The 20,734-nt window shown below is 66.7% G+C and carries 15 protein-coding genes and 1 tRNA gene; 8 read left to right on the plus strand and 8 right to left on the minus strand.

Features of this window, described 5'->3' with window-relative positions; translation table 11 throughout:
• The 3 genes from RZN05_RS07720 to RZN05_RS07730 all read right to left on the minus strand — a co-directional run bounded on the left by RZN05_RS07720 (position 1) and on the right by RZN05_RS07730 (position 5,308).
• Entirely contained in the window at positions 1–1,593 is a 1,593-nt protein-coding gene (locus RZN05_RS07720) for an amidohydrolase (protein ID WP_394804792.1), read from the minus strand.
• A gap of 66 nt (positions 1,594–1,659) precedes the next feature.
• Complete coding sequence (locus tag RZN05_RS07725; RefSeq protein ID WP_317226034.1) at positions 1,660–4,680, minus strand: TonB-dependent receptor plug domain-containing protein; 3,021 nt, start codon at positions 4,678–4,680, stop codon at positions 1,660–1,662.
• A 298-nt stretch (positions 4,681–4,978) separates the two neighbouring features.
• On the minus strand, positions 4,979–5,308 hold the full coding sequence (locus tag RZN05_RS07730; RefSeq protein WP_317226035.1) for a UrcA family protein: 330 nt from the start codon (positions 5,306–5,308) through the stop codon (positions 4,979–4,981).
• 253 nt (positions 5,309–5,561) lie between these two features.
• Between RZN05_RS07730 and RZN05_RS07735 the strand changes: the two genes are divergently transcribed.
• The 5 genes from RZN05_RS07735 to RZN05_RS07755 all read left to right on the plus strand — a co-directional run bounded on the left by RZN05_RS07735 (position 5,562) and on the right by RZN05_RS07755 (position 9,060).
• The gene (locus RZN05_RS07735) at positions 5,562–6,011 is read left to right on the plus strand and encodes a hypothetical protein (RefSeq protein ID WP_317226036.1); all 450 of its coding nucleotides are present in this window, start codon (positions 5,562–5,564) and stop codon (positions 6,009–6,011) included.
• 116 nt (positions 6,012–6,127) lie between these two features.
• Positions 6,128–7,510 carry a PepSY-associated TM helix domain-containing protein gene (locus RZN05_RS07740; RefSeq protein WP_317226037.1) on the plus strand — a complete coding sequence of 461 codons (1,383 nt, stop codon included), beginning with the start codon at positions 6,128–6,130 and terminating at the stop codon, positions 7,508–7,510.
• A gap of 23 nt (positions 7,511–7,533) precedes the next feature.
• Positions 7,534–8,031 (plus strand): copper chaperone PCu(A)C, encoded by a 498-nt coding sequence (locus RZN05_RS07745; RefSeq protein WP_317226038.1) that lies wholly within the window; start codon positions 7,534–7,536, stop codon positions 8,029–8,031.
• Positions 8,031–8,624, plus strand: a complete 594-nt coding sequence (locus RZN05_RS07750; protein WP_317226039.1) for an SCO family protein — start codon at positions 8,031–8,033, stop codon at positions 8,622–8,624. The genes RZN05_RS07745 and RZN05_RS07750 overlap by 1 nt, the downstream gene beginning before the upstream one ends.
• On the plus strand, positions 8,617–9,060 hold the full coding sequence (locus RZN05_RS07755; RefSeq protein WP_317226040.1) for a copper uptake system-associated protein: 444 nt from the start codon (positions 8,617–8,619) through the stop codon (positions 9,058–9,060). Before RZN05_RS07750 ends, RZN05_RS07755 begins: the two co-directional genes overlap by 8 nt.
• 49 nt (positions 9,061–9,109) lie before the next feature.
• On the opposite strand, the gene RZN05_RS07760 is transcribed toward RZN05_RS07755, so the two are convergent.
• Positions 9,110–9,184, minus strand: a tRNA-Glu gene (locus RZN05_RS07760).
• A 184-nt stretch (positions 9,185–9,368) separates the two neighbouring features.
• On the opposite strand from RZN05_RS07760, the gene RZN05_RS07765 reads away from it, so the two are divergent.
• Genes RZN05_RS07765 through mobA form a run of 3 tightly spaced genes read left to right on the plus strand, consistent with a single transcriptional unit; the run spans position 9,369 to position 12,960 of the window.
• The gene (locus tag RZN05_RS07765) at positions 9,369–11,657 is read left to right on the plus strand and encodes an FdhF/YdeP family oxidoreductase (RefSeq protein WP_317226041.1); all 2,289 of its coding nucleotides are present in this window, start codon (positions 9,369–9,371) and stop codon (positions 11,655–11,657) included.
• A complete protein-coding gene (locus RZN05_RS07770; protein ID WP_394804819.1) occupies positions 11,654–12,430 on the plus strand; it encodes a formate dehydrogenase accessory sulfurtransferase FdhD in 777 nt (258 codons plus the stop codon). The genes RZN05_RS07765 and RZN05_RS07770 overlap by 4 nt, the downstream gene beginning before the upstream one ends.
• A complete protein-coding gene (mobA, locus tag RZN05_RS07775; RefSeq protein WP_317226043.1) occupies positions 12,427–12,960 on the plus strand; it encodes a molybdenum cofactor guanylyltransferase in 534 nt (177 codons plus the stop codon). Before RZN05_RS07770 ends, mobA begins: the two co-directional genes overlap by 4 nt.
• Here the strand turns inward: mobA and RZN05_RS07780 are convergent.
• The 4 genes from RZN05_RS07780 to RZN05_RS07795 form a co-directional block, all read right to left on the minus strand.
• Positions 12,957–15,674, minus strand: a complete 2,718-nt coding sequence (locus RZN05_RS07780) for a M16 family metallopeptidase (protein ID WP_317226044.1) — start codon at positions 15,672–15,674, stop codon at positions 12,957–12,959. The genes mobA and RZN05_RS07780 overlap by 4 nt on opposite strands.
• A 71-nt stretch (positions 15,675–15,745) precedes the next feature.
• Complete coding sequence (locus RZN05_RS07785; RefSeq protein ID WP_317226046.1) at positions 15,746–19,153, minus strand: TonB-dependent receptor; 3,408 nt, start codon at positions 19,151–19,153, stop codon at positions 15,746–15,748.
• Between the two features lie 109 nt (positions 19,154–19,262).
• Entirely contained in the window at positions 19,263–20,231 is a 969-nt protein-coding gene (locus RZN05_RS07790) for a FecR family protein (RefSeq protein WP_317226047.1), read from the minus strand.
• The gene (locus tag RZN05_RS07795) at positions 20,225–20,701 is read right to left on the minus strand and encodes an RNA polymerase sigma factor (RefSeq protein ID WP_317226048.1); all 477 of its coding nucleotides are present in this window, start codon (positions 20,699–20,701) and stop codon (positions 20,225–20,227) included. The genes RZN05_RS07790 and RZN05_RS07795 overlap by 7 nt, the downstream gene beginning before the upstream one ends.
• Positions 20,702–20,734: the final 33 nt, after the last annotated feature.

Below are 20,734 nucleotides of genomic sequence, written 5' to 3' on the forward strand. Positions count from 1 at the left end.
TCATTTCGGTGCAGCGGTCTCGAGGGTCGGATATTTGATGCCGAGCTGGTCGAGATAGGTCGGGTGCTTGGCCGGATCGTAGTAATATTTCTCCATCTCGGGGCGCATCTCCTTCATGATCTTCTCGTTGAGCCAGATCGCCGGCGTGTCCTCGGCGCTCAGCACCGGGGCGTATTTGACCTCCTTGGTCTGGACATCGGTGAAATAGCCCTTGGCGGCAGTCACCAGCTTGGGCGTGGTGGCGATATCGAGCACGGTCATCGCCACCGCCTTGGCGCCCGACACCGCGCCCTTGTGCGCGATCGGCGTCGCCATCGCGATCGCCGAGGTGACGTTGTGGCCGATCATGCTGGGGATGTTGGAGGGGAAGCGGATCGTGATCGTCGGCACGGTCCACATGATGTCGCCGATATCGTCCGAGCCGCCGCCCATCGATTCGCCGCGGCTCTCGGGCGTCGAAAGCTTGCCGACTTCGGTCTCGAGCGGCTTGAGCTTGAGGCCGTTGGCGGTCTGCGCGGCCTTGGCGAAGGCCTGGTCGTCGGCGGTCCATTTGGGCATGCCGACCAGCTCGATATTCTTCTGCGCCGCCTCAGCGAGCGGGCGGTTGCCGTGATTGGGCGCGGCATAGCCGAGCACGCGGCGGCTGACGCTAGTGCCGGTCGCCGCGGCCGCGGCCTCAGAGATCGTGTTGCCGGTCTCGTAGAGCTCGCGGATCGTGTCGAACTTCTGCTCGCGGAAATAATACCAGACGCTCGCCTCGCCCGGCACGATGTTCGGCTGGCCGCCGCCATTGGTGATCACGTAGTGCGAGCGCTGGGTGACCGGCAGGTGCTCGCGCCGCATGTTCCAAGCGATGTCCATAAGCTCGACGCCGTCGAGCGCGCTCCGGCCCGCCCAGGGCGCGCCGGCGGCGTGCGAGGTCTTGCCCTTGAAGGTATATTCGACCGAGACCATGCCGTTATTGCCCATGTCCCCCCAGCCGGTGCCGAAGCCCGAGCCGACATGGGTGAAGATCGATGCATCGACGTCCTTGAACAGCCCGGCCCGGACATAATAGGCCTTGGTCGCGAGCAGCTCCTCGGCGACGCCGGGCCAGAGCATCAGCCGGCCCTTGATGCCGTGCTTGGTCATCACTTCCTTGGCCGCTAGCGCTGCCGCGACGATCAGCGGCATGCCCGAATTATGCCCCTCGCCATGCCCCGGCGCGCCGGGCACCTGGGGCTTGAGATACGGCAAGCCGGGCGTCTGCGAGAGCCCGAGCAGCCCGTCTATGTCGCTGCCCAGCGCGATCAGCGGGCCGCCTTCGCCCCAGGTCGCGGTCCAGGCCGTCGGGATGCCGGCGACGCCGCGCTCGATCTTGAAGCCGTTCTTTTCGAGGATGCCGGTCAGATAATCGGAGGTCCTGACCTCCTGGAAACCGGGCTCGGCGAAGCTGAACACCGAATCGACCATTTCCTGGACCAGCTTGGCCTTGGCATCGACGCTGGCGGCTGCTTCCGCCTTGAGCTTGGCCGAGGCCTGGGCATGAGCGGTGGCGGGAAGCAGTATCAGCGCGGTGCCGAGCGCGAGCGCAGTACGAAGCTTCATCTTCATGGGGAGCTCTCCTGTTGACGATGTAAAGAAGGTGCCGGCGCGTGACGTTCGCGCCGGCCGGGAAGGTCAGATCCGGACGCGCAGGCCCATCCGGAAGACACGGCCGAGCACGTCGTAGAGCGCACGGTTGGTCTGCGGGTACGCCGGCGTGTTGTTGCCGGTGGGGCCGTTGCCGACGAGCACCGGGTCCTTGTCGAACAGGTTGCGGATCGACACGAACGCCTCGAACTTGCCGCCGCCCGCCTCGAACTCGTAGCCCGCGTTGAAATCGACATAGAGGGCGCCGGCGATGTCATTGCGATTCACCGTGCGGTTCGCGACGGTCGAGACCGGGCAGTCGGTCGAGCAGACGATATAGCTGTTGTCATAGACGCCGCCGCTCACGCCCCGGCCGACCAGTTGGGTGCTGAAGCCGCCGACATCGTATCCGGCCGAGAGGCGATAGGTCCAGTCGGGCAGGCTGCCCGAATTCTGGCCCGCGGCCTCGGTCGGCACGTCGACACCATTGTTTGTGTAGAGGCTGATCGCGTGGCTCGCGAGTGCGCGCAGCGTCAGGTTGCCGGGGCCGACCGGATGGCGATAGCTCGCCTCGATATCGAGCCCCTTGGCCTCGATGCCGACGAAGTTGGTCGGCTTGATCTCGATGCTGGTGACCGCGAGGCCCGGCGTGGTGACGCCGCGCCCGCCCGTCGTCGAGACGAAGGTACAGGCGTCGGCGATCGCCTGGATGTAGCATTGATCGATCAACGTCTGCGCAGTGAGCGACGAGATCGCGCCGTCGAGCTGGAGATCGAAATAGTCGACCGACAGCGCCAGTCCGGACAGGAAGGTGGGCGTGGCGACGACGCCGATGCCATAGGTCTTGGCGACTTCGGGCGCGAGCGCTGCGTTGCCGACGGTGGATTCGTTGAACTGGTCGGTGCGGAACCCGCCGCCGGCCAGCGGCACGTTGACCGTATTGGTCCGGCCGACGCCCGGCGCGAACAATTCGCCGAGATTGGGCGCGCGAATGTCGCGCGAGATCGTGCCGCGCAGCTTGATGTCGGGGATCACCTGCCAGGTCACGCCGCCCTTCCACGTCGTCACCGTGCCCGAGGTCGAATAGTCGGTGACCCGTACCGCGCCGTTGAGGTCGGCGCCCTTGAAGAGCGGGATCAGCGTCTCGAAATAGGCTTCCTTGACGTCGTATGCGCCAACGGTCGGCAAATAGTTGCCATAGATCCAGGTGCCGCTGGTGACGCCGCCGGAGACGATCGGCTGGAACAGCGGATCGACGCTGCCGGACACCGTCTCGCGCCGCCATTCGCCGCCGAACGCGATACTGACGGGGCCGGCCCAGAGATCGAACAGATTGTTGGTCGAGAGGTTGAACGCCGCGACGTCCTGGCTCAGCGTCTGCTCGCGGACCGGTTGCAGCGCGCCATAGAGCACGTAGTTGACCGCTTCGGACGACATGCCGCCCACGCCGATCCGGTTGAGTGGCACGCAGTTGCGGTCGTCATTGGCAGCGTTGGCGTCCACATTGATCCGGCAGACGATCGTGCCCGCGGCGTAGCCGCCGACATTCCCCATCGGCGCCACCACCGCGTCGGTCGCCGCCGCCATCCGCGCGAGGTTCCAGGCGTTGGTCAGCAGCTCGTTGGTCTTGGTCTCGCCGCGCTGATAATAGGTATCCCAGTTCCAGTTGATGCCCAGCGCACCGAATTCGCCGTTCGCGCCGATGACGTAGCGCGTGACTTCGCGGGTGTTGTCGCTGCCCTGGGGCGGGATGCCGATATTGCTGGTGCCGATCTGCACCGACGTGACGCGCGTCGCGGGGTTTGCGAGATTGTAGGCGTTGACGCGGTCGAGGAATGCCTGGGGCAGGAAGGCGTTGATCAGCCCGCCATTCGCCGCCGAGGGCGCGACCTGGATCGTCACGCCGGTGGTCGGCGTCTGCTGGTAATAGCTCTGGCCGCGATAATGGCTGTACGACACCTGGCCGAACAGCTTGAACGCGTCAGCGAAGTCGTAGCTCAGCCGCCCGAACAGGCTGCTGCGCTTCTCGGCAGGGAGCAGAGTGGCGCTACTGCGATGGCCGTCGCTGGTGATGTCATAGTCTCCGCCGACCATCCACTGCCCGTTGGTCGCGCCGAAGTTGAGCTGGTTGACGCTCGCACGGCCTGTCGTGGGATCCACGTCGCCGAAATAGACGCCGCGGAACGCGCCGGTGCTGATCAGCCCGCCGGGAGTGAACTGGCCAGTGCCGATCCCGCCCTGGATCAGGCGGGCGGGCACGCAAGGCGTCGCCGAATTGTTATCGGTGCAGGCCGCGGCGCTGTAGGCGGGGTTGTCGATCTGGAAGAAGCCGGCGTCGTTCCAGTCGCGGTCGATCGACTGGATGCCCTTCTGGGTGAAATATTCGCCGCTCAGCAGGATGTGGCCGCGCCCGTCGGCGAAGCTCTGGCCGGCAGTCGCCGAGACCTTGTGGTTCGGGCCGTCGCCATAGGTGGTGACGCCGAACTCATAGTCCATCTTGAAGCCGGTGAAATCCTTGTCGAGGATGAAGTTGACCACGCCCGAAACCGCGTCCGAGCCGTAGGCGGAGGATGCACCGCCGGTCACGACTTCGACGCGTTCGATCAGCGCCTGGGGGAAGGTATTGACGTCGACCACGCCGGTGGTTGCCGAGGCGACCGAGCGCTGGCCGTCGAACAGGACGAGCGTGCGCGCCGCACCGAGGTTGCGCAGGTTGACGGTGTTGATACCCGCGGCACCGTTGCTCAGCGATCCGTTCGAGCTTGCCGCGGTGCCGCTGCCGCGCACTGCGGGAAGCGTGTTGACGAAATCGGTGATGTTGGCGGGCGCCTCGCGCTGGATCTCCTCGGCGCTGATCACGCTCACCGGGGTCGGCGCGCTATAGCCGTCGCGCACGATGCGCGTGCCCGTGACGGTAATCTCCTGTGTCGGATCGGCCGCCTCCTCCGGGGCCGTGGCCTGGGCGATTTCGGGCTCGGTAGGCGACGCTTCCTGCGCCTGCGCGGCGGAGCCGGCGATCAGCGCGGCGGTAGCGGTTGCAGTCAATGCAAGCAGACGAATTCGGCGCACGGCGTTCCCGCCGCGCAGTTTCGACCCGGTTTCGACCATTGTTTCCCCCTGTTCGGTTCTCACCGCACAGGCACCCTCACCAGGAAACAACGCCAGTCAGGAACCCCCGCGCACATTTGCTGCGAAAGCTACTTCAGACCTCTCCGTTCATTTATTTCTTCGAAATCGCGCCTAAGGTATTTTCCTTGCTCAGAATCAGCGGTCTAAGAGAGAAACAATCATATCGATTGCTGCAGTGCAATAGAGCATTGCGGAAATATTACATTGCCAATCCGTTTCAGCGACGGCCCGGGTCGGGTTAGCGACCACCGGAGCCATGCTCGATCGTAACCTTTCGCAGCCGTGGATCCGTGAGGCTCGCCATCTGCGCGCGGACATTGGGCACGGTATCGCGACGGCAGCTATACGCCTCGTGCTTGCGGCTCTCCTGCGGATCCGAGACCTTGCCGCACACGGCATCGACGGCGCGCTCGACCTGCGCCTCCAATGCGGCGCGCCCTTCGGTCGTGTGGAAGTCATTGGATGCGACCGGGACGCGCACCGTACGGACCGGGTCGGTGGTCGCCACAGCCGAGGGGCCCAGCACGAGGCAGATCGTTGCTGCGGCAAGCAGCGTCGCGTTGTTCATGGCATTCTCTCCTGCTCGGGTCTGTCGCCCGTCGCTTGCGGCGCTGTCTAGCCGCGAAATGCTGCGCACAAAATTGCAAAATTCGCACCTTGCGGCGCGGCAATTCGGGTATCGGCGCACCTCCAGGTCAAACAGATTCCGTGGCTGCCGCCATGCCGCGCTTGCCTCCCCCCTTACTCCCGCATCGCGCTGCGGCCACCCGTGGACAAGTTGTCCGAATGACTTCGGGGTCCGGACGCGCTAGCAGGTGCGGGTGAACGGCTTCCGCCGCCTCGCCGCGAACCATCGCTCGCTCGCCGCCATGATCCTTGCGATGGCGCTGGTGATCCGCATCCTGGTGCCGGCCGGCTTCATGCCCGTGCTGGAGCGGGGCGGGATCGCGATCGTGCATTGCTCCGGCATCGCCCCGCCGCCCGCAATGGCGATCCCCGCCATGACGCATCACGAAACGAACGACATGGCGCATGTCGGAATGGGCCCACAGGCGCCCGCCGACGCCGACCGGCATGAGGGCTCGGGAATCGATGCGCCCTGCGCCTTTGCCGGCTCGACCATGCCGGCGCTACCGGGCGCTTACTCGCTCGTGCTAGCGGCTGCTCTCGTTTTCCTCATGCTGCTCGCTGCGCAGGTGCCAGCACGACCGAGCCTTGGCGCTGCCCTCCGGCTTCGTCCCCCGCTAAGGGGCCCGCCCGCCTTTTCCTGATCCCGTCTGGAGCCAGCGTTGCCGCAGCCTTGGTGCTGCGCCTCCCCGCGTGCGTGTCCGCAGGGCGCTGCTCCGTGGCATCGGCGAGCCTCTCGCCGGTCCGAACAGGAGGCCGGATGACGGCCCTATCGGTTCAGGAACCCCGAAAAGTGATCAACCCCGAGACCCGGCGCACTGCTACGCCCGGCCCGTATCGCACGATCTGGCGCTGGCACTTCTATGCCGGACTTTTCGTGCTGCCCTTCATCCTCATCCTCTCGGTGACCGGCGCGATCTATCTGTTCAAGCCACAGATCGATCGCTGGGAGGAGCGCGCCTGGCGCGGGCTGGACACCGCCGGCGCCGTGTCGCCCGATCGCCAGCTCGACGCCGCGCTGGCCGCCAATCCCGGCAGCAATTTCCAGAACTACAGGCTGCCCGAAAGCGCGGGCGACGCCGCGATGATCCAGCTCGGCATGGCGGACGGCAGCGTGCGCCAGATATTCGTCTCGCCCCAAGGCGCGGTGCTCGGCAGCCTCGTCCCCAATGCACGGATCGCCGACACGGTAGCGCGAATCCACGGTTCGCTGCTGCTCGGCAAATGGGGCGACCGGCTGGTCGAGCTCGCGGCGAGCTGGACGATCGTGATGATCCTTACCGGACTGTATTTATGGTGGCCGCGCCCGTTTCGCGCGGCGGGCACCTTATGGCCGCGGCTCTCGCTGCGCGGGAGGCCGCTGCTCAAGGATCTGCACCGGGTCACCGGCTTCTGGGTCGCCGGGTTGGTGCTCGCGATGCTCGCCAGCGGCCTGCCCTGGGCGGGCGCCTGGGGCGGCGCGTTTCGCTGGGTGCGCACCGAGCTGGGACTGGTCCAGGGGCAGTCGCAATGGAAGGTCGGCGCGGCCGATCCCTTTGCCGATCACGATCACGACGCAATGCTGCGCGCCGCCGCCGGGGAAGCGCCGCCTACCGCCCTGCCCCTCTCCGCCTTCGTTGCGCGGGCGCAGGCCGAACGCCTGCCCTATCCGGCGATCGTGCTGCCGCCGCATGCGCCCCAGCGCTTCGGCCCGCCGACCGCCAACGTCTGGACTGCCAAGTCGGAGACCCAGAACCGTCCGCTTATGCGGCAAGTGACCTACGACCCGGCATCGGGCGCCGAGACCGGCCGTGGCGGCTTCGCCGACGGCCATGTCATCGATCGCGTCGTCAACACCGGCGTCGCCTGGCACGAGGGCCAGCTGTTCGGGCTCGCCAACCAGTTGCTCGGGGTCGCGACGGCGCTGGCGCTGATCGCGATCAGCACCCTCGGAACGCTGATGTGGCTCAAGCGCCGCCCGGCGGGCACACTTGGCGCGCCGCCGGCAACGAAAGGCTTGGGCCGGCGCTGGCCGATCGTTGCGCTGATCATGCTTGGGTTGCTGCTGCCGCTGTTCGGCGCCTCGCTGCTGGTCCTTTTCGTCCTCGACCGCCTCGTCCTCCGGCTGCTGCGTCGCCGCGGGGCGGCCGTGCCTACATCCTGAGCGCAACCAAAGGAGATTGCCGCTTGCGTATTCCCCATTCCTTCCTCGCCGCCGCCGCGCTGCTCGCCGGTGGATGGGCGCTTCCCCACGCCCCCGCCGCCGCGCAACAGGCGCGCAAGGGGACGATCCTGATCAGCCAGGCCTGGTCGCGCGCCACCGCACCGCGCGCGCAGGTCGGCGCCGGCTTCCTCACGATCCGCAACACCGACGCCCGGCCCGATCGGCTGCTTTCCGCCAGTTCGCCGCGGGCCGCCAAGGTCGAGATCCACACCATGTCGATGGATGGCGGCGTGATGCGGATGCGGCCGCTGCCCGATGGGCTGGAGATCCCGGCCCGCAGCGTCGCTACGCTCGCCCCGGGCGGCAATCACCTCATGCTGATCGGCCTCAAAGCACCGCTCAAGCAAGGCGATCTCGTGCCCGCGACGCTGCGCTTCGCGCGCGCCGGCACCATCCAGGTGCAACTCGCCGTCGCCGCGCCAGGTGCCCCGGCTCCCTCCGGCAGCGGGGGGCACCAGTGATGCGCGGCATTCGCAACCGCCTGTTCGCGCCGCTGGCGATGGGACTCGCCGTCGCCGCCTGCTCGGGGCCGACCGGCGACGGCAACCGGCAATCGTCCGCCGCGACCGCCTCCACGCCCGGCGGTTCCTTCCGGCTCGTCGACACCAAGGGCCGGAGCGTCACCGACCAGACGCTCAAGGGCAAGCCGACCGCGATGTTCTTCGGCTTCACGCGCTGCCCCGACGTTTGCCCGACTACGATGAACCGCATGGCGCTGCTCCACCGCAAGCTGGGTACCGAAGGCAACAAGCTCAATATCGTCTTCGTCTCCGTCGATCCCGAGCACGACAAGCGCGAGGATATCGCCAGCTTCCTGTCGATGTTCGACGCGCCGGTGATCGGTCTCACCGGCGAGCCCGCCGAGCTCGACAAGATGACCAAGGCGTACAAGGTCTATATCGAGAAGGTGCCGCTGCCCAATGGCGACTATACGATCGACCATACCGCGCGCATCCTGCTGTTCGATCGCAACGGCGGCTTCGTAGAGACGATGGACAGCCACGCGCCCGAGCCCGAGGCGCTCGGGCAACTGCAGCAGCTGATCCGTGGCTAGGCGGTGGTGGCCGCCCGCCGCGGCACTGCTCCTCGCCGGCTGCATCCCCAATGCGGTGCTCGACGAGGGGCAGGTGCGCGGGGCTACCCAGCTGCATTTCGGCAGCGCGCGCTTCCCGCTCGAAGTCGGGCCGGTGGTGATCAGCGGCGACCATGCGATCGCCGACTGGACGCAAGCCGAATTCGGCGGCCGGGCGCTGTTCGAGCGGAGCGGCAGGAATTGGGCGCTCGTGCTGTGCAGCGGCGATTCGATCCGCAACGCCGCCAATCTAAAGCGTGCCGGCGTGCCCGACTTCAGCGCCGACCGGATCGCGACGCGGCTCGCCGAAGCCGAGGCGGCGCTGCCGCCCGAACGGCTCAAGCGCATGCGCCGCTTCGTCGGCACCGCGCAGGATCACGAGAAGTATCTGGTGGGTCTGGAGGCCAACCGACAGTGAATGCGCTGGCTCCAGAGTCAACCGCGCGACAAGGCATGCGAACTGACGATGGTGACCCCTACGGGAATCGAACCCGTGCTTCAGCCGTGAAAGGGCCGCGTCCTAACCGCTAGACGAAGGGGCCATGCCGGAGCGTGGAAGCGCCGGTTAGGGAAGGATGCGGTCGGGGTCAAGCGCTCCTCTGCATTTATCCACATCTGCGCGCGCAGGCCCCACGCGATTTCGCTTTGCAGTCGCAGATGCCCGAACCATTGTCGCGCTCGACCGTTCGAAACTTCCGGGGATTTCGAGCGGCAAAGGGTGCACAGATGGCGAAGCAGCGTTCGGACAAGCCCGAGATCAAGCCCTTTCCCGGCCCCGCCGGCGGCTGGGGATCGGTCCGCTCGCTCGCCGAGATCCTGCCGCGCGAGCGCGTAAAGCCCGACGCGATCCGCCAGCTCGCCCGCCAGAACAAGCCCGACGGGTTCGTGTGCGTCAGCTGCGCCTGGCCCAAGCCCGCCGACCACCATCCCGCCGAGTTCTGCGAGGAAGGCGCCAAGGCGACCGCCTGGGAACTCACCACGTTGCGCACCACCCCCGAATTCTTCGCGCAGCACACGCTCGCCGAGCTGCGCGGCTGGACCGATTACGACCTCGAGCAGCACGGCCGGCTGACTCATCCGCTACGCTACGACGCCGCCACCGACAAATATGTCGCGTGCGGCTGGGAAGAGGCGTTCGACGCGATCGGAGCCGCGCTGCGCCCGCTCGACCCCAAATCGGTCGCCTTCTATTCCTCGGGCCGCACCAGCCTCGAGGCGTCGTACATGTACGGGCTGATGGCACGGATGTTCGGCAACCAGAACCTGCCCGACAGCTCGAATATGTGCCATGAATCGACGTCGGTCGGGCTGAAGGCGGCGATCGGCGTGCCGGTGGGAACGACGCGGCTCGAGGATTTCGAGAAGTGCGACGCGATCTTCTTCTTCGGCCAGAATGTCGGATCGAACGCCCCGCGGATGCTCCACGATCTGCGTAGCGCGCGCAAGCGCGGCGTCGAGATCGTCACCTTCAATCCGCTCAAGGAACGTGGGCTCGAACGCTTCACCGATCCGCAGAACCCGGTGGAGATGCTCACCGGCGGCGAGACCGCGATTTCGACCCAATATCACCAGGTCAAGGCGGGCGGCGACATCGCCGCGATGCTCGGCATCGCCAAGTTCCTGATCGAATGGGACGATGCCGCGTTCGCGGTTGGCGATCCGCGCGTGCTCGATGTCGAGTTCATCGCGCAGCACACCCAGGATTTCGATGCCTTCGCGGCCGCCGCGCGCGGTGCCGAATGGGCCGCCATCGAGCGCGAATCCGGGCTCGCACGCTCGGCGCTGGAGGCGGCGGCGCGCGTCTACGCTCGGTCGAAGGCAGTGATGGCGATCTACGGCATGGGGCTGACCCAGCACGTCAAGGGCGTCGAGAATGTCCGCATGGTCGTGAACCTGCTGCTGCTGCGCGGCAATATTGGCAAGCCAGGCGCAGGCCCTACCCCGGTTCGCGGCCATTCGAACGTCCAGGGCCAGCGCACCGTCGGCATCACCGAGAAGACCGAGCTCGTCCCCGTCGACAAGCTCAAGGAACTCTACGACTTCGATCCGCCGACCGAGAAGGGCCTCGACACCGTCGAAACGTGTCGAGGCGTGATCGACGGATCGGTGAAGGCCGTGATCGGCCTGGGCGGCAACTTCCTCCGCGCCGTGCCCGAGACCGGGGCGATGGAAGCTGCCTGGCCAAGGCTCGACCTCTCGGTCCAGATCGCCACGAAGCTCAACCGCAACCATCTGTTCGCGGGGAAAGTCACCTATCTCCTCCCCTGCCTCGGCCGGATCGAGGCAGACCTGCAGGAAAGCGGCCCGCAGGCGGTATCGACCGAGGATTCGACCAGTTGCATCCACGGCTCGCGCGGCAAGTCCACCCCGGCAAGCCCCCATCTCCTCTCCGAGCCGCGCATCGTCGCCGAGATCGCCAAGCGCATCCTGCCGCCCAACCCGCGGCTCGACTGGGATAGCTGGGTCGCCGATTACGGCCGCATCCGCGACGCGATCGAGGCGACCTATCCGGCGATCTTCAAGGACTTCAACGCGCGCCTCTTCACCCCCGGCGGCTTTTGGAAGGGCAACAAGGCATCGGAGCGCCTCTGGCAGACGCCAAGCGGCAGGGCCGAGTTCCTCGCCCCTACCGGCCTCAGCGCCACCGGTTTCGCCGATGAAGAGGGCCGCTTCCGGCTGATGACGCTTCGTTCGAACGACCAGTTCAACACCACGATCTACGGCTATCACGACCGCTTCCGCGGCGTGAAGGGCACGCGCGACGTCCTCTTCATCAACCGCGAGGACATGACGGCAACGGGGCTGGCCGACGGCCAGATCGTCGCGCTGGTAAGCGACGCTGGCGATGGCGTGCTGCGCCGACGCGAAGGGCTGATCGTCACGCCCTACGACATTCCGCGCGGCTGCCTGGGAGCCTATTATCCCGAGGCCAACGTGCTGATGCCGGTCGAGCATCATGCCGAGGAAAGCCATGTCCCTGCGGCCAAATCGGTGCCGGTGAGGATCCGCGCCTGAACGACGCCCGCACCCTCCAATTCGCGCAGGTCGCCGCCGACGGCGCGGTGACCGTGCAGCCGCGGGCGATCGCCGAGGAAGTGCCCGTCGCGATCGAGTGCAACGGCCTGGGCTATGCCGTGCTGATGGCGAGCCTGGGCGATCCGCTCGATCTCGGCTATGGCTTCGCGCTGACCGAGCGGCTGATCGACACCCCCGACGACGTGCTCGATGCCGAGGCGCACGCACTCGAACACGGCATGCTGCTACGCCTGACCCTCGCCGCCCGCGTCGCCGATCGCGTCGCCGACCGCGTCCGTCACCGCACCGCCGATTCCTCCTGCGGGCTGTGCGGCGTCGAGAGCCTCGAACAGGCGCTCCGCCCCCTGCCCGTGCGCACCACGCGTTGGGCCGGCGACGATACGGCGGTGTTTGCCGCGCTCGAGGCGCTGGAGACGGCGCAGCCGCTCGGCGCCGCGACCCGCGCAGTCCACGCCGCCGCGGCCTGCACGCCCGAGGGGGCGATCAGGCTGGTGCGCGAGGATGTCGGTCGCCATAACGCCTTCGACAAGCTGATCGGCGCGATGCTGCGTGCCGGGTTGCGCTGGGACGACGGCTTCGCGCTGCTCACTTCGCGCTGTTCCTACGAACTGGTCGAAAAGGCCGCGCGCTCGGATTGTCCGATGCTCGCGACGATCTCCGCTCCCACAGCGCTCGCGCTCGACCGCGCCCGCGCGGCAGGGATCGAGCTGCGCGTGCTCGCCCGCCCCGACGCGCTGCTGCGCCCGCTGTGACGAAGCTGCTCGGCGCGATCCTCGCCGGCGGCCAGTCGCGCCGCTTCGGCAGCGACAAGGCAGCGGCGCTGCTCGACGGGCGACCGCTGATCGAGCATGTCGCCGAGGCGTTGGCCCGCGACTGCGACGCACTGGTGGTGTGCGGCCGCAGCCATGCCGCGATCCCGTTCCTGGCCGACCTTCCCCGCCCCGGGCTGGGCCCGCTGGGCGGGCTGTGCGCGGCGCTGCTGCACGGGCGCGACCACGGGTTCGAGGCCGTGCTCAGCGCGCCATGCGACGTGCCGGACCTGCCCGCCGGCTTGCTCGCCAGGCTCTCCGCCCGCCCAGCGAGCTATGTCGCCGGCCTGCCGGTGATCGGGCTCTGGCCCTGCACCCTCGCCGACGGCCTGCGCGCCCATCTGGATGCACAGGATGACCGATCGATGCGATACTGGGCTTGCGTCGCGAATGCGGTCCCGGTGGCGCTCGACCAGCCTCCGGCCAATATCAACACCCCCGAAGCGTTGCGCGCCTATCGCCGGCCGGATTAACGCAGCTTGCGGCCCTCCGCGTCCCACACCTCGACCGGGCCGAGCTTGAGCGCGCGGATCTTTGCCTCGACCTTGGCGAGGTCGCCGACGATGACCCAGGTCAACCCTTCGGGCCGGATCGTCGCGGCATTGGCGGTGATCGTCTCGGGGGTGAGCGCGGCATAGCGCCGGGGCAGCGTGGTGACATGGTCGTACGGCTTGCCGTACCGGTTGATGTACTGGAGGTAGCCAACCATCGCCTGATTGGTCTCGAACTGCCCCGGCAACGACAGCACCTGCCCCTTGGTCAGTAGGTCGAGCTCGGCCCGCGTCGCCGGACGGCCGGCGCGGATGCCGCGGATCTCCTTGTCGATCTCGCTGAGCGCCTCTGCGGTTTTGTCGGTCTGGATGTTGGTGGCGACGCCGAACACCTGCGGCCCGCGCGCATCGGCGAGGTAGCTGTTGGCGCCATAGGTCCAGCCCTTGCCCTCGCGCAGGTTCATGTTGAGCCGCGCGGTGAAGCCGCCGCCAAGCACATCGTTCATCGCGCGAAGCTCGAAGTCTCCCGCCTCAAGGCCAGTGGGCATGATCTGCCCAACCCGGATTACAGACTGGATCGCCCCCGGCTTGTCGACCAGAACTACGCGCGGCGCGGCCTGTCCGGCGACGGGGTCGAGCGTCTTTACGCCCTTGGCCCGCGCTGGCGTCTTCCAGTCGCCGAATGCCTTTTCGAGTGCCGCGGTCAGCGTCGCCATGTCGGTGTTGCCCGACGCATAGATCACGCCGGTGTCGGGGCGGATCCAGTTTTCGTGGAACGCGATCAGGTCCTCGCGGCTGAGCGACTTGATCGTCTCCGCGCGCCCGGCGAGCGGGACGCCATAGGCGTGGTCGGCGCCGTAGAGGAGGTACCCGAAGGTCCGCTCGGCGATATTGCCCGGGTCGCTCAGCGACTGCGACAGCCCCGAGAGGTGCAGTGCGCGGTCGCGCTCGAGATCCTCCGCCCGGAAGCCGGGATTGCGGATATAGTCGGCCCACAACGCCACCGTCTCGGGCAGCGCACGCGGCAGCGCCGAGAGCGCGAAATCCGCGGTATCGGAATCGCCGGTGGCCCAGATCCGCGCCCCGAGCATCGCCTGCTTCTCGGCAAACGCCTGCCCACCGAGCTTCACGGTGCCTTCGTCCATCATGCCGAGAGTGAAGCCCTGCAGTCCGCGCTTCATATGTTGCTCGGCGGCGGCGCCTGCGTCGAACACCATCGCCATCTCGACCGTCGGCGTCCCGGGACGCTCGGACAGGACGACGCGGATGCCGTTGGACAGCCGCGCCTCGCGCAATCCAGGCAGCTTCAACTCGGGCGACGGCCCGAGCGGCGGCAGCTTGGTTCGGTCGGCGCTATCCGCGACGACGCTGCGCGTGCCGAAGGGCAGCACGGTCAACCGGTAATTGGGCTTGGCGAGCCAGCTACCGGCGATGCTGCGCACCTCGGGCGCGGTGACTGCGGCGAAGCGGGCCTCCTCGACGCGATACTGCCCCGGATTGTTCGCGAACAGCGCGCCGTCGGACAGCGCCATCGCCTTGACGTAGATCGACTCCATCGATCGCGCGGTATCGGCATAGGAACTCGTCTTGGTCCGTTCGAGCTCGGCGACGCTCGGCCCCTTGGCGAGGAAATCGGCAAGCACCGCCTTGACCGCCACCTCGGCCTGCACGCGATCGACGCCGGGCTTGAGCCGCACGTCGACGGTGAAGGTGCCCGCGACTGCATAGGCGCCATAGGTCGCCGAGGCCGAGGTCGCGATCTGCTGGTCGCGGACGAGCGCCTGGTACAGCCGCGAGGTCTTGCCGCGGCCAAGAATCTGCGCCGCCATGCGCAGCGCCGGCGCCTCGGCGGTCCCGCGCCCCGGCACCGGCCAGTTCCACGCGATCGCGGTCTCGGGCACCGCTTCCTGCATCACTTCGCTCTTGTCGCGATCGAGCACCGGTACCCAGGCCGTCGTACGCCCGGTCGGCGGGCCGGCAGGGATGCTGCCGAAATACTTCTCCATCAGCTTCTTGGCCTGATCGAGCGTGACGTCGCCCGACAGCGTCACCACGGCGTTCGACGCGCCGTAATATTCGCGGAACCACGACTTCACGTCGTCCAGCGACGCGGCGTTGAGATCCTCCATCGAGCCGATGATCGAGTGGTGATAGGGATGCCCGTGCGGGAACACCCCCTCCCCGGTCTTCTCGGACATCATCGCATAGGGCTGGTTCTCGCGCGTGCGCTTCTCGTTCTGGACCACCGCGCGCTGCTCGTCGAGCTTGGCCTGGGTCACAGCGCCGAGCAGATAGCCCATCCGGTCGCTCTCGAGCCACAGCACCCGCTCGAGCCCGCCGGTCGGCACGATCTCGTAATACCAGGTCTGGTCGAACGCCGTCGCGCCGTTGACCTGCGACACGCCGACTTCCTGGAGCGGGGGCATATATTCCTTGTCGTGATGCTCCGATCCGTTGAACATCAGATGCTCGAACAGATGCGCGAAGCCAGACTTCCCCTGCGGCTCGTTCATCGACCCGACGTGATACCAGACGGACACCGCCACCTTCGGCGTGTTGTGATCCTCGTGCACCACCACGCGCAGCCCATTGGCGAGCGTGAATTGCTGATAGGGTGCGAGCTCCTGCGCGACCGCGGGCTGGGCTGCGGCAAGGGCGAGCGCCGCCGCTGCGAGAAGCAGTTTGCTGGACTTCATGACGCTGAGTTCCTCGGGGAAAAGTGCCGGCCCCCGCATGGGAAAGCCGGCAGGGATACGCACATGGGGTTTCAGAAGGTGACCGCGGCGCCGACCTTGAACTTGCGCCCTCCTAGATAGGTCGCGCGAGTGTAATAGCCGGCAACCAACTGCTGGACGTCGGGCGTCTGCGTGCCCTTGAGCAGGTCCGCGCCCTCGAAATAGATCCGATAGTTGCGGGTCCTGGGATCGAAATAATATTCGGCGCGCAGATCGAGCGTCTGCACGCCCTTGTCATAGACAGAGAGTCCGCGCGGGATGAAGTTGTTCAGCGTCTGCGACTGGAAGCTGTAGGCCAAGGTGCCGTCGAAGCCGAACTTGTTGTAGCTCAGCGCCACCGTCCCTGTATGCTTGGGCTGCTGATTGAACGGCAGGCCGGAGAATTCGTAGAGGTTGTTCTGTCCCGCCGGGGCTGCGGCCCAGCTATAGCGCTGCCAGCGGCTGCTCTTGGTGTAGGTATAGTTCGCGATCACCCCCAGCCCGCTCAGCGCGCCGGGCAGGAAATCGAACTGGCGCTCGAACCGGCCCTCCACGCCCCAGATCGTCGCGGGATGCTCGCTGTTGATCGGCGAGCCTCCGTTGATGAAGAAGTTCTGCGGGTTCGCCGGATCGAAATAGGGCGGCCCCTGGAAATAGGGGTGATCGGGAAGCGTGACGTTCCCCAGGCTGGCGGGGCCGTTGGTCTCGTTGGCCTGGAGCAGATTGTTGATCCGCTTGTAGAAGCCGCCAAGCTTGATGATGCCGATCTTGTGATAATATTCGGCGCTCAGGTCGAAATTGTGCGTCGTCGCCTGCTTCAGGTTCGGATTGCCCGAATTGATCTGGAGGATCGGCTGCACGCCGTTCGGTCCCGGGATCGGGATATTGATGAAGCTGATCCGCGATTGCCGCGACAGGTTGCCGATCTGGGGCCGCGCGACGGAGAGGAAGTAGCCGCCGCGGAAGATAAGATTGTCGCTCTCGCGATAGTTGAACAGGATACGCGGCAGGAAATCCTCCGACGTCGCCTTCTCGGTCACCAGCCGGCTGAACTGGTTCTGGAAGGCAAGATCGATCCCGAACCCGCCGCCATTCGCCGGCAGGATGGGGCCGATATAGGTTGGGAACAGCAGGTTGGACGCGCGCAGATCGGTGCGGTTGTAACGCACCCCACCGATCAGCTCGAGCTTGCCGAACTGCAGGCTGCTCTGAATATAGGCGGCGTAATTGTCCTCGCGCGTCGCCTGCTCGTCCTGCCCGGGCACCGGCGCGATCGGTGACAGGATCACCGCCGGATAGTCGCCGATATTGTCGATGAAGTCGATGAAGGTCTTTTCGCTCAGCGCAGTGAAATTGGCGCCGGTAACGCCGATGCGGGTCAGGTCGGTCGGCTCGAACGGGAGACCCAATGCCTGGAGCGAGGCATTGCCGCTGAACTGGATGCGCGCATTGTCGCTCTTGAACTCGGCGCGCTCGAAACGCGCGCCGACCTGGATATATTTGAGAAAGCCCGCGCCGATGTCCCAGCGCAAACTGACATCGCCGGTATAGCGATCGTTGCTGCCGGTGCTCGCGTCGATCTGCCCGGTGCCCTGGGTGATCGTGTAGAGCGAGGGATCGTTGATCAGCGCCCAGCCCGCAGCGCTGAGCAGCGGGATCGGGATGCCGCTGCCGCTGCGTCGGCCGAACGGGCTGACGATATAGCCGAGCGTTGAATCGGTCGCGCCGGGCTGGAAATAGGCCGCGGTCGCGTCGATTGCCGGAGTGCGCATGTCCAGCGTGGCATTCCGGTCGTGCCGCTCGCTGCCGTGCGCGTAACCGGCGAGATAGACGAAGGTCAGCTTGCCCGCGGTCGTCTTGCCGTTGAAGCTGTACGTATCGGTGATCGTCTTGGCGTCCGGGTCGTAATGATAGGCTTGCTGCCGCCGCAGCCCCGCGTTGCCGGGCGCCAGATCGAGATGCAAGGCCGAGATCGCCTCGCCTCCCGGAATATCGGAATATTCGCTCAGCGCGCCGAACGTGTCGGTCATGTCATAGGTGGTGCGCTTGGCCTCGGCATGCTGGAAGTCGAACTTCCAATTGGTGTGATCCGCCACCTGCCATTCGGCCGAAACGGTCGCCGCCAGCGTCGCCTGCTTCACATGGTTGAAGCTGGCCATCAACTCCAGGACGTACGCGCGATCGTCGCCTGCGACGAAAGGAAAGGTGGCGCGGGGATCCAGGCCCTCCGCGGACGTCAGCGTCGGCGTGCCGTTCGCTGCATTAGGCAGGAAAGCACCGTAGCGGGTGACGGTGCCGTACGACACATTGCGCACCGAGTTGCGGCGGTATTGGACCGAGGCACTGATCCCGAAATTCTCCTGCGCGCCAAAGCGGCCGGCGATCGTGCCCGAGGCGAGCAGATCCTTGCTGAAATCCTTGCCGCTCAGCCCGCCTTCGAGCTGGAAATTGGCATAGCGGCGTGGACGGTTAAGCGGCGACAGCGTCTCGATCTCGATCAGCCCGCCGGTGCCGGCGCTGTCCTGGCTGGGCAGCAGGCTCTTGCTGATCGTGATCTTGCTCACCGAATCCGCGAGCAGGTTGCTCAGGTCCGCCGAACGCCCGGTGCCGTTGCCGACGGGAAGCTGAAGCCCGTTGAGCTTGACGTTGTTCATGTCCGGATCGAGCCCGCGGACGATGACGTTGGTGCCGTCGCCGGTCACGCTGTCGCGCTGGAATGACACGCCGGCGGTGCGGCGGAGCGCGTCGGAAAAGGTCGTGCCGGTGAAATTGCCGAGGTCGTCGGCCGAGATCACTTCGGAATTGTTCGATGCGGTGCGCTGGAGGTTGAGCGCATTGGCGGTCGCGCTGCGCGAGCCATAGACGACGATCTCGGCCGCGCCGGTCTCGCCCATCGCCAGCTCGAGCGTCGCCGCGCTGCCGCTGCTCACCTGCACCGTCTGCGTGATCGTCGGGAAACCGAGAAACGAGATCTCAACCGTGTAGGTGCCCGGCCGCACGCTCGGGAAACGGAAGTCGCCGAGATCGTCAGCCTTGGCGGTCTGCCCGGTCTCGACGATCCGGACGAGCGCGCCGGCGACGTTGCGGCTGCCATCCGCCTCGGCGACATGGCCGACGATCGAGCCTGCCGGTCCATCGACTGCGCTACCCTGGGTCAGCGCCTGGCCAACGACATACGAACCCCCGCTCGTCACGCTCAGCGTCAGCCCCGACCCACCCAGAAGCTGGCGATACGCGCCCTTGGCGTCGAAATCGCCGCGCAGCGCCGGCGCCTTCTTGCCCCGGACCGCGTCGTTCGAGAATACGATGTTGGTGCCGGTACGCGACGCCACGGCATTGAGCGACGTTTCCAAGGGCTGCGACGGCAAGTCGAACGAATAGCGCGCCTGCGCAAAAGCCCCCACCGGCGCCGTGAGCGCGCATGCCACCGCAAGCGCCGAAAGCGATACCTTCGATACCATCGATTCCCCCCAGTCCGGGACCGCGAGGATTACGACCCCTCACTTCTCAGACGATGGTGCATTGCGAAACCGACATGCTGGGGAAACAAAAATGTCACCGTCGCATTAATCAGCGCAACAAATGCAGCTCTGCGCCCATCTTTTCGACACGAAGGCGATGCAACGCCGCGACCGCATTGGCGAATTCGGCAGTGTCGTTGGTGGCGAACACCCCTGAAATCCGCAACGAAGCGAGATGGGGATCGTCTACCGAGATGCGTGGACCGCCATAGCGGTTTAGCTCGGCTATAGCGGCGGCTAGCGGCGTATCGTTGAAGACCGCCTGGCCGCGGCGCCACGCCGTCGCGGCGTCGATCTGCGGCTGGTCGATCAGTGGCGTCGCGCTGCCTGGGCCGGCGGTCAGCCGCTCTCCCGGCGCCAGCATTGTCGGCCGCGCAGCGCGCTGGGACACATCGGTGACCGAAACCTTGCCCTGGATCAGCGTCACCACCACCCCGTTCGCATCGCGGCGAACGATGAAGCTGGTACCGATTGCACGGACCTGCCGGTTACCCGCGCGAACGAGGAACGGGCGAGCGGCATTGGGCGCGACTTCGAACATCGCCTCGCCGCGCGACAGTGTTACCCGGCGCGTCTTCGCATCATAGGCCACGTCGATTTCGGTGTCGGTATTGAGCGCGATCCGGCTGCCATCCTCGAGCGTCGCGACCTTCTGCTCGCCCACGCGCGTGGCATAATCGTGCGGATCGCTGAGCAGCCACCAGCCGCCTCCCGCGCCGATGGCGACCAGCAGCGAGGCCGCCATCGCATAGGCAGCGACCCGCCACGCCGGCGCCCGGCGAACCGGCAATTGCACCGGCGTGGCGGACGGCGCATCCGCACAGAGCATCGCACCGGGGATCATTGCCCAGATCTCGGTCGCGCGCTCGAACGCCTCTTCATGCGCAGGATCGGCATGCGCCCAGGCCTTGAACGCTTCTTCGGTGGCAGGGCTGCGATCCTTGTCCTGGAGCCGCGCGAGCCAGGCGGCCGCCTCGGCATCGGCACCCTTGCGGAGCAGCGGATGCGAGGTCACCATTCCGCCATCCACTGCATCAATTGCAGCGTCGCACGCGCGACCTGCTTCTCGACTGCGGCGACCGACATGCCCTCCGACACGGCGATCTCGGCGTAGCTCATGTCCTCGAGCCGCCGCTTGAGCAGGATGCGCCGCGTGCGCTCAGGCAATTGCTCGAGCCCGGCTGCGGCATGGCGCAGCCGCGCCTGCTGCTCGACGATCTGCGAGGGATCGGGCGTAGCGTCGGCGATCGCATGGAAATCGTCGATCTCGACGAACGGCGCGCGCGCCCGGCGGCGGCCGCGATCAATCGACAGGTTCACCGCAGCCGTGACCAGCAGCGCCTCGCGCGACCGCGCGGCGTGCGTCCGCTCATATTGCTCGACCTTCAGGAACGCATCCTGCACCAATTCGTCCGCATCCTCTTCCGAGGCGCCATGCCGCAGCACCGCGCGCCTCGCCCTGGCCAACATCTCGATCCAACTCGACATCGCCGGCTCCGGGCTCCTTCACTTCCAAGACGC

Origin of the sequence: Sphingomonas sp. HF-S4, from assembly GCF_032911445.1 — a bacterium.
Lineage (GTDB): Bacteria > Pseudomonadota > Alphaproteobacteria > Sphingomonadales > Sphingomonadaceae > Sphingomonas > Sphingomonas agrestis.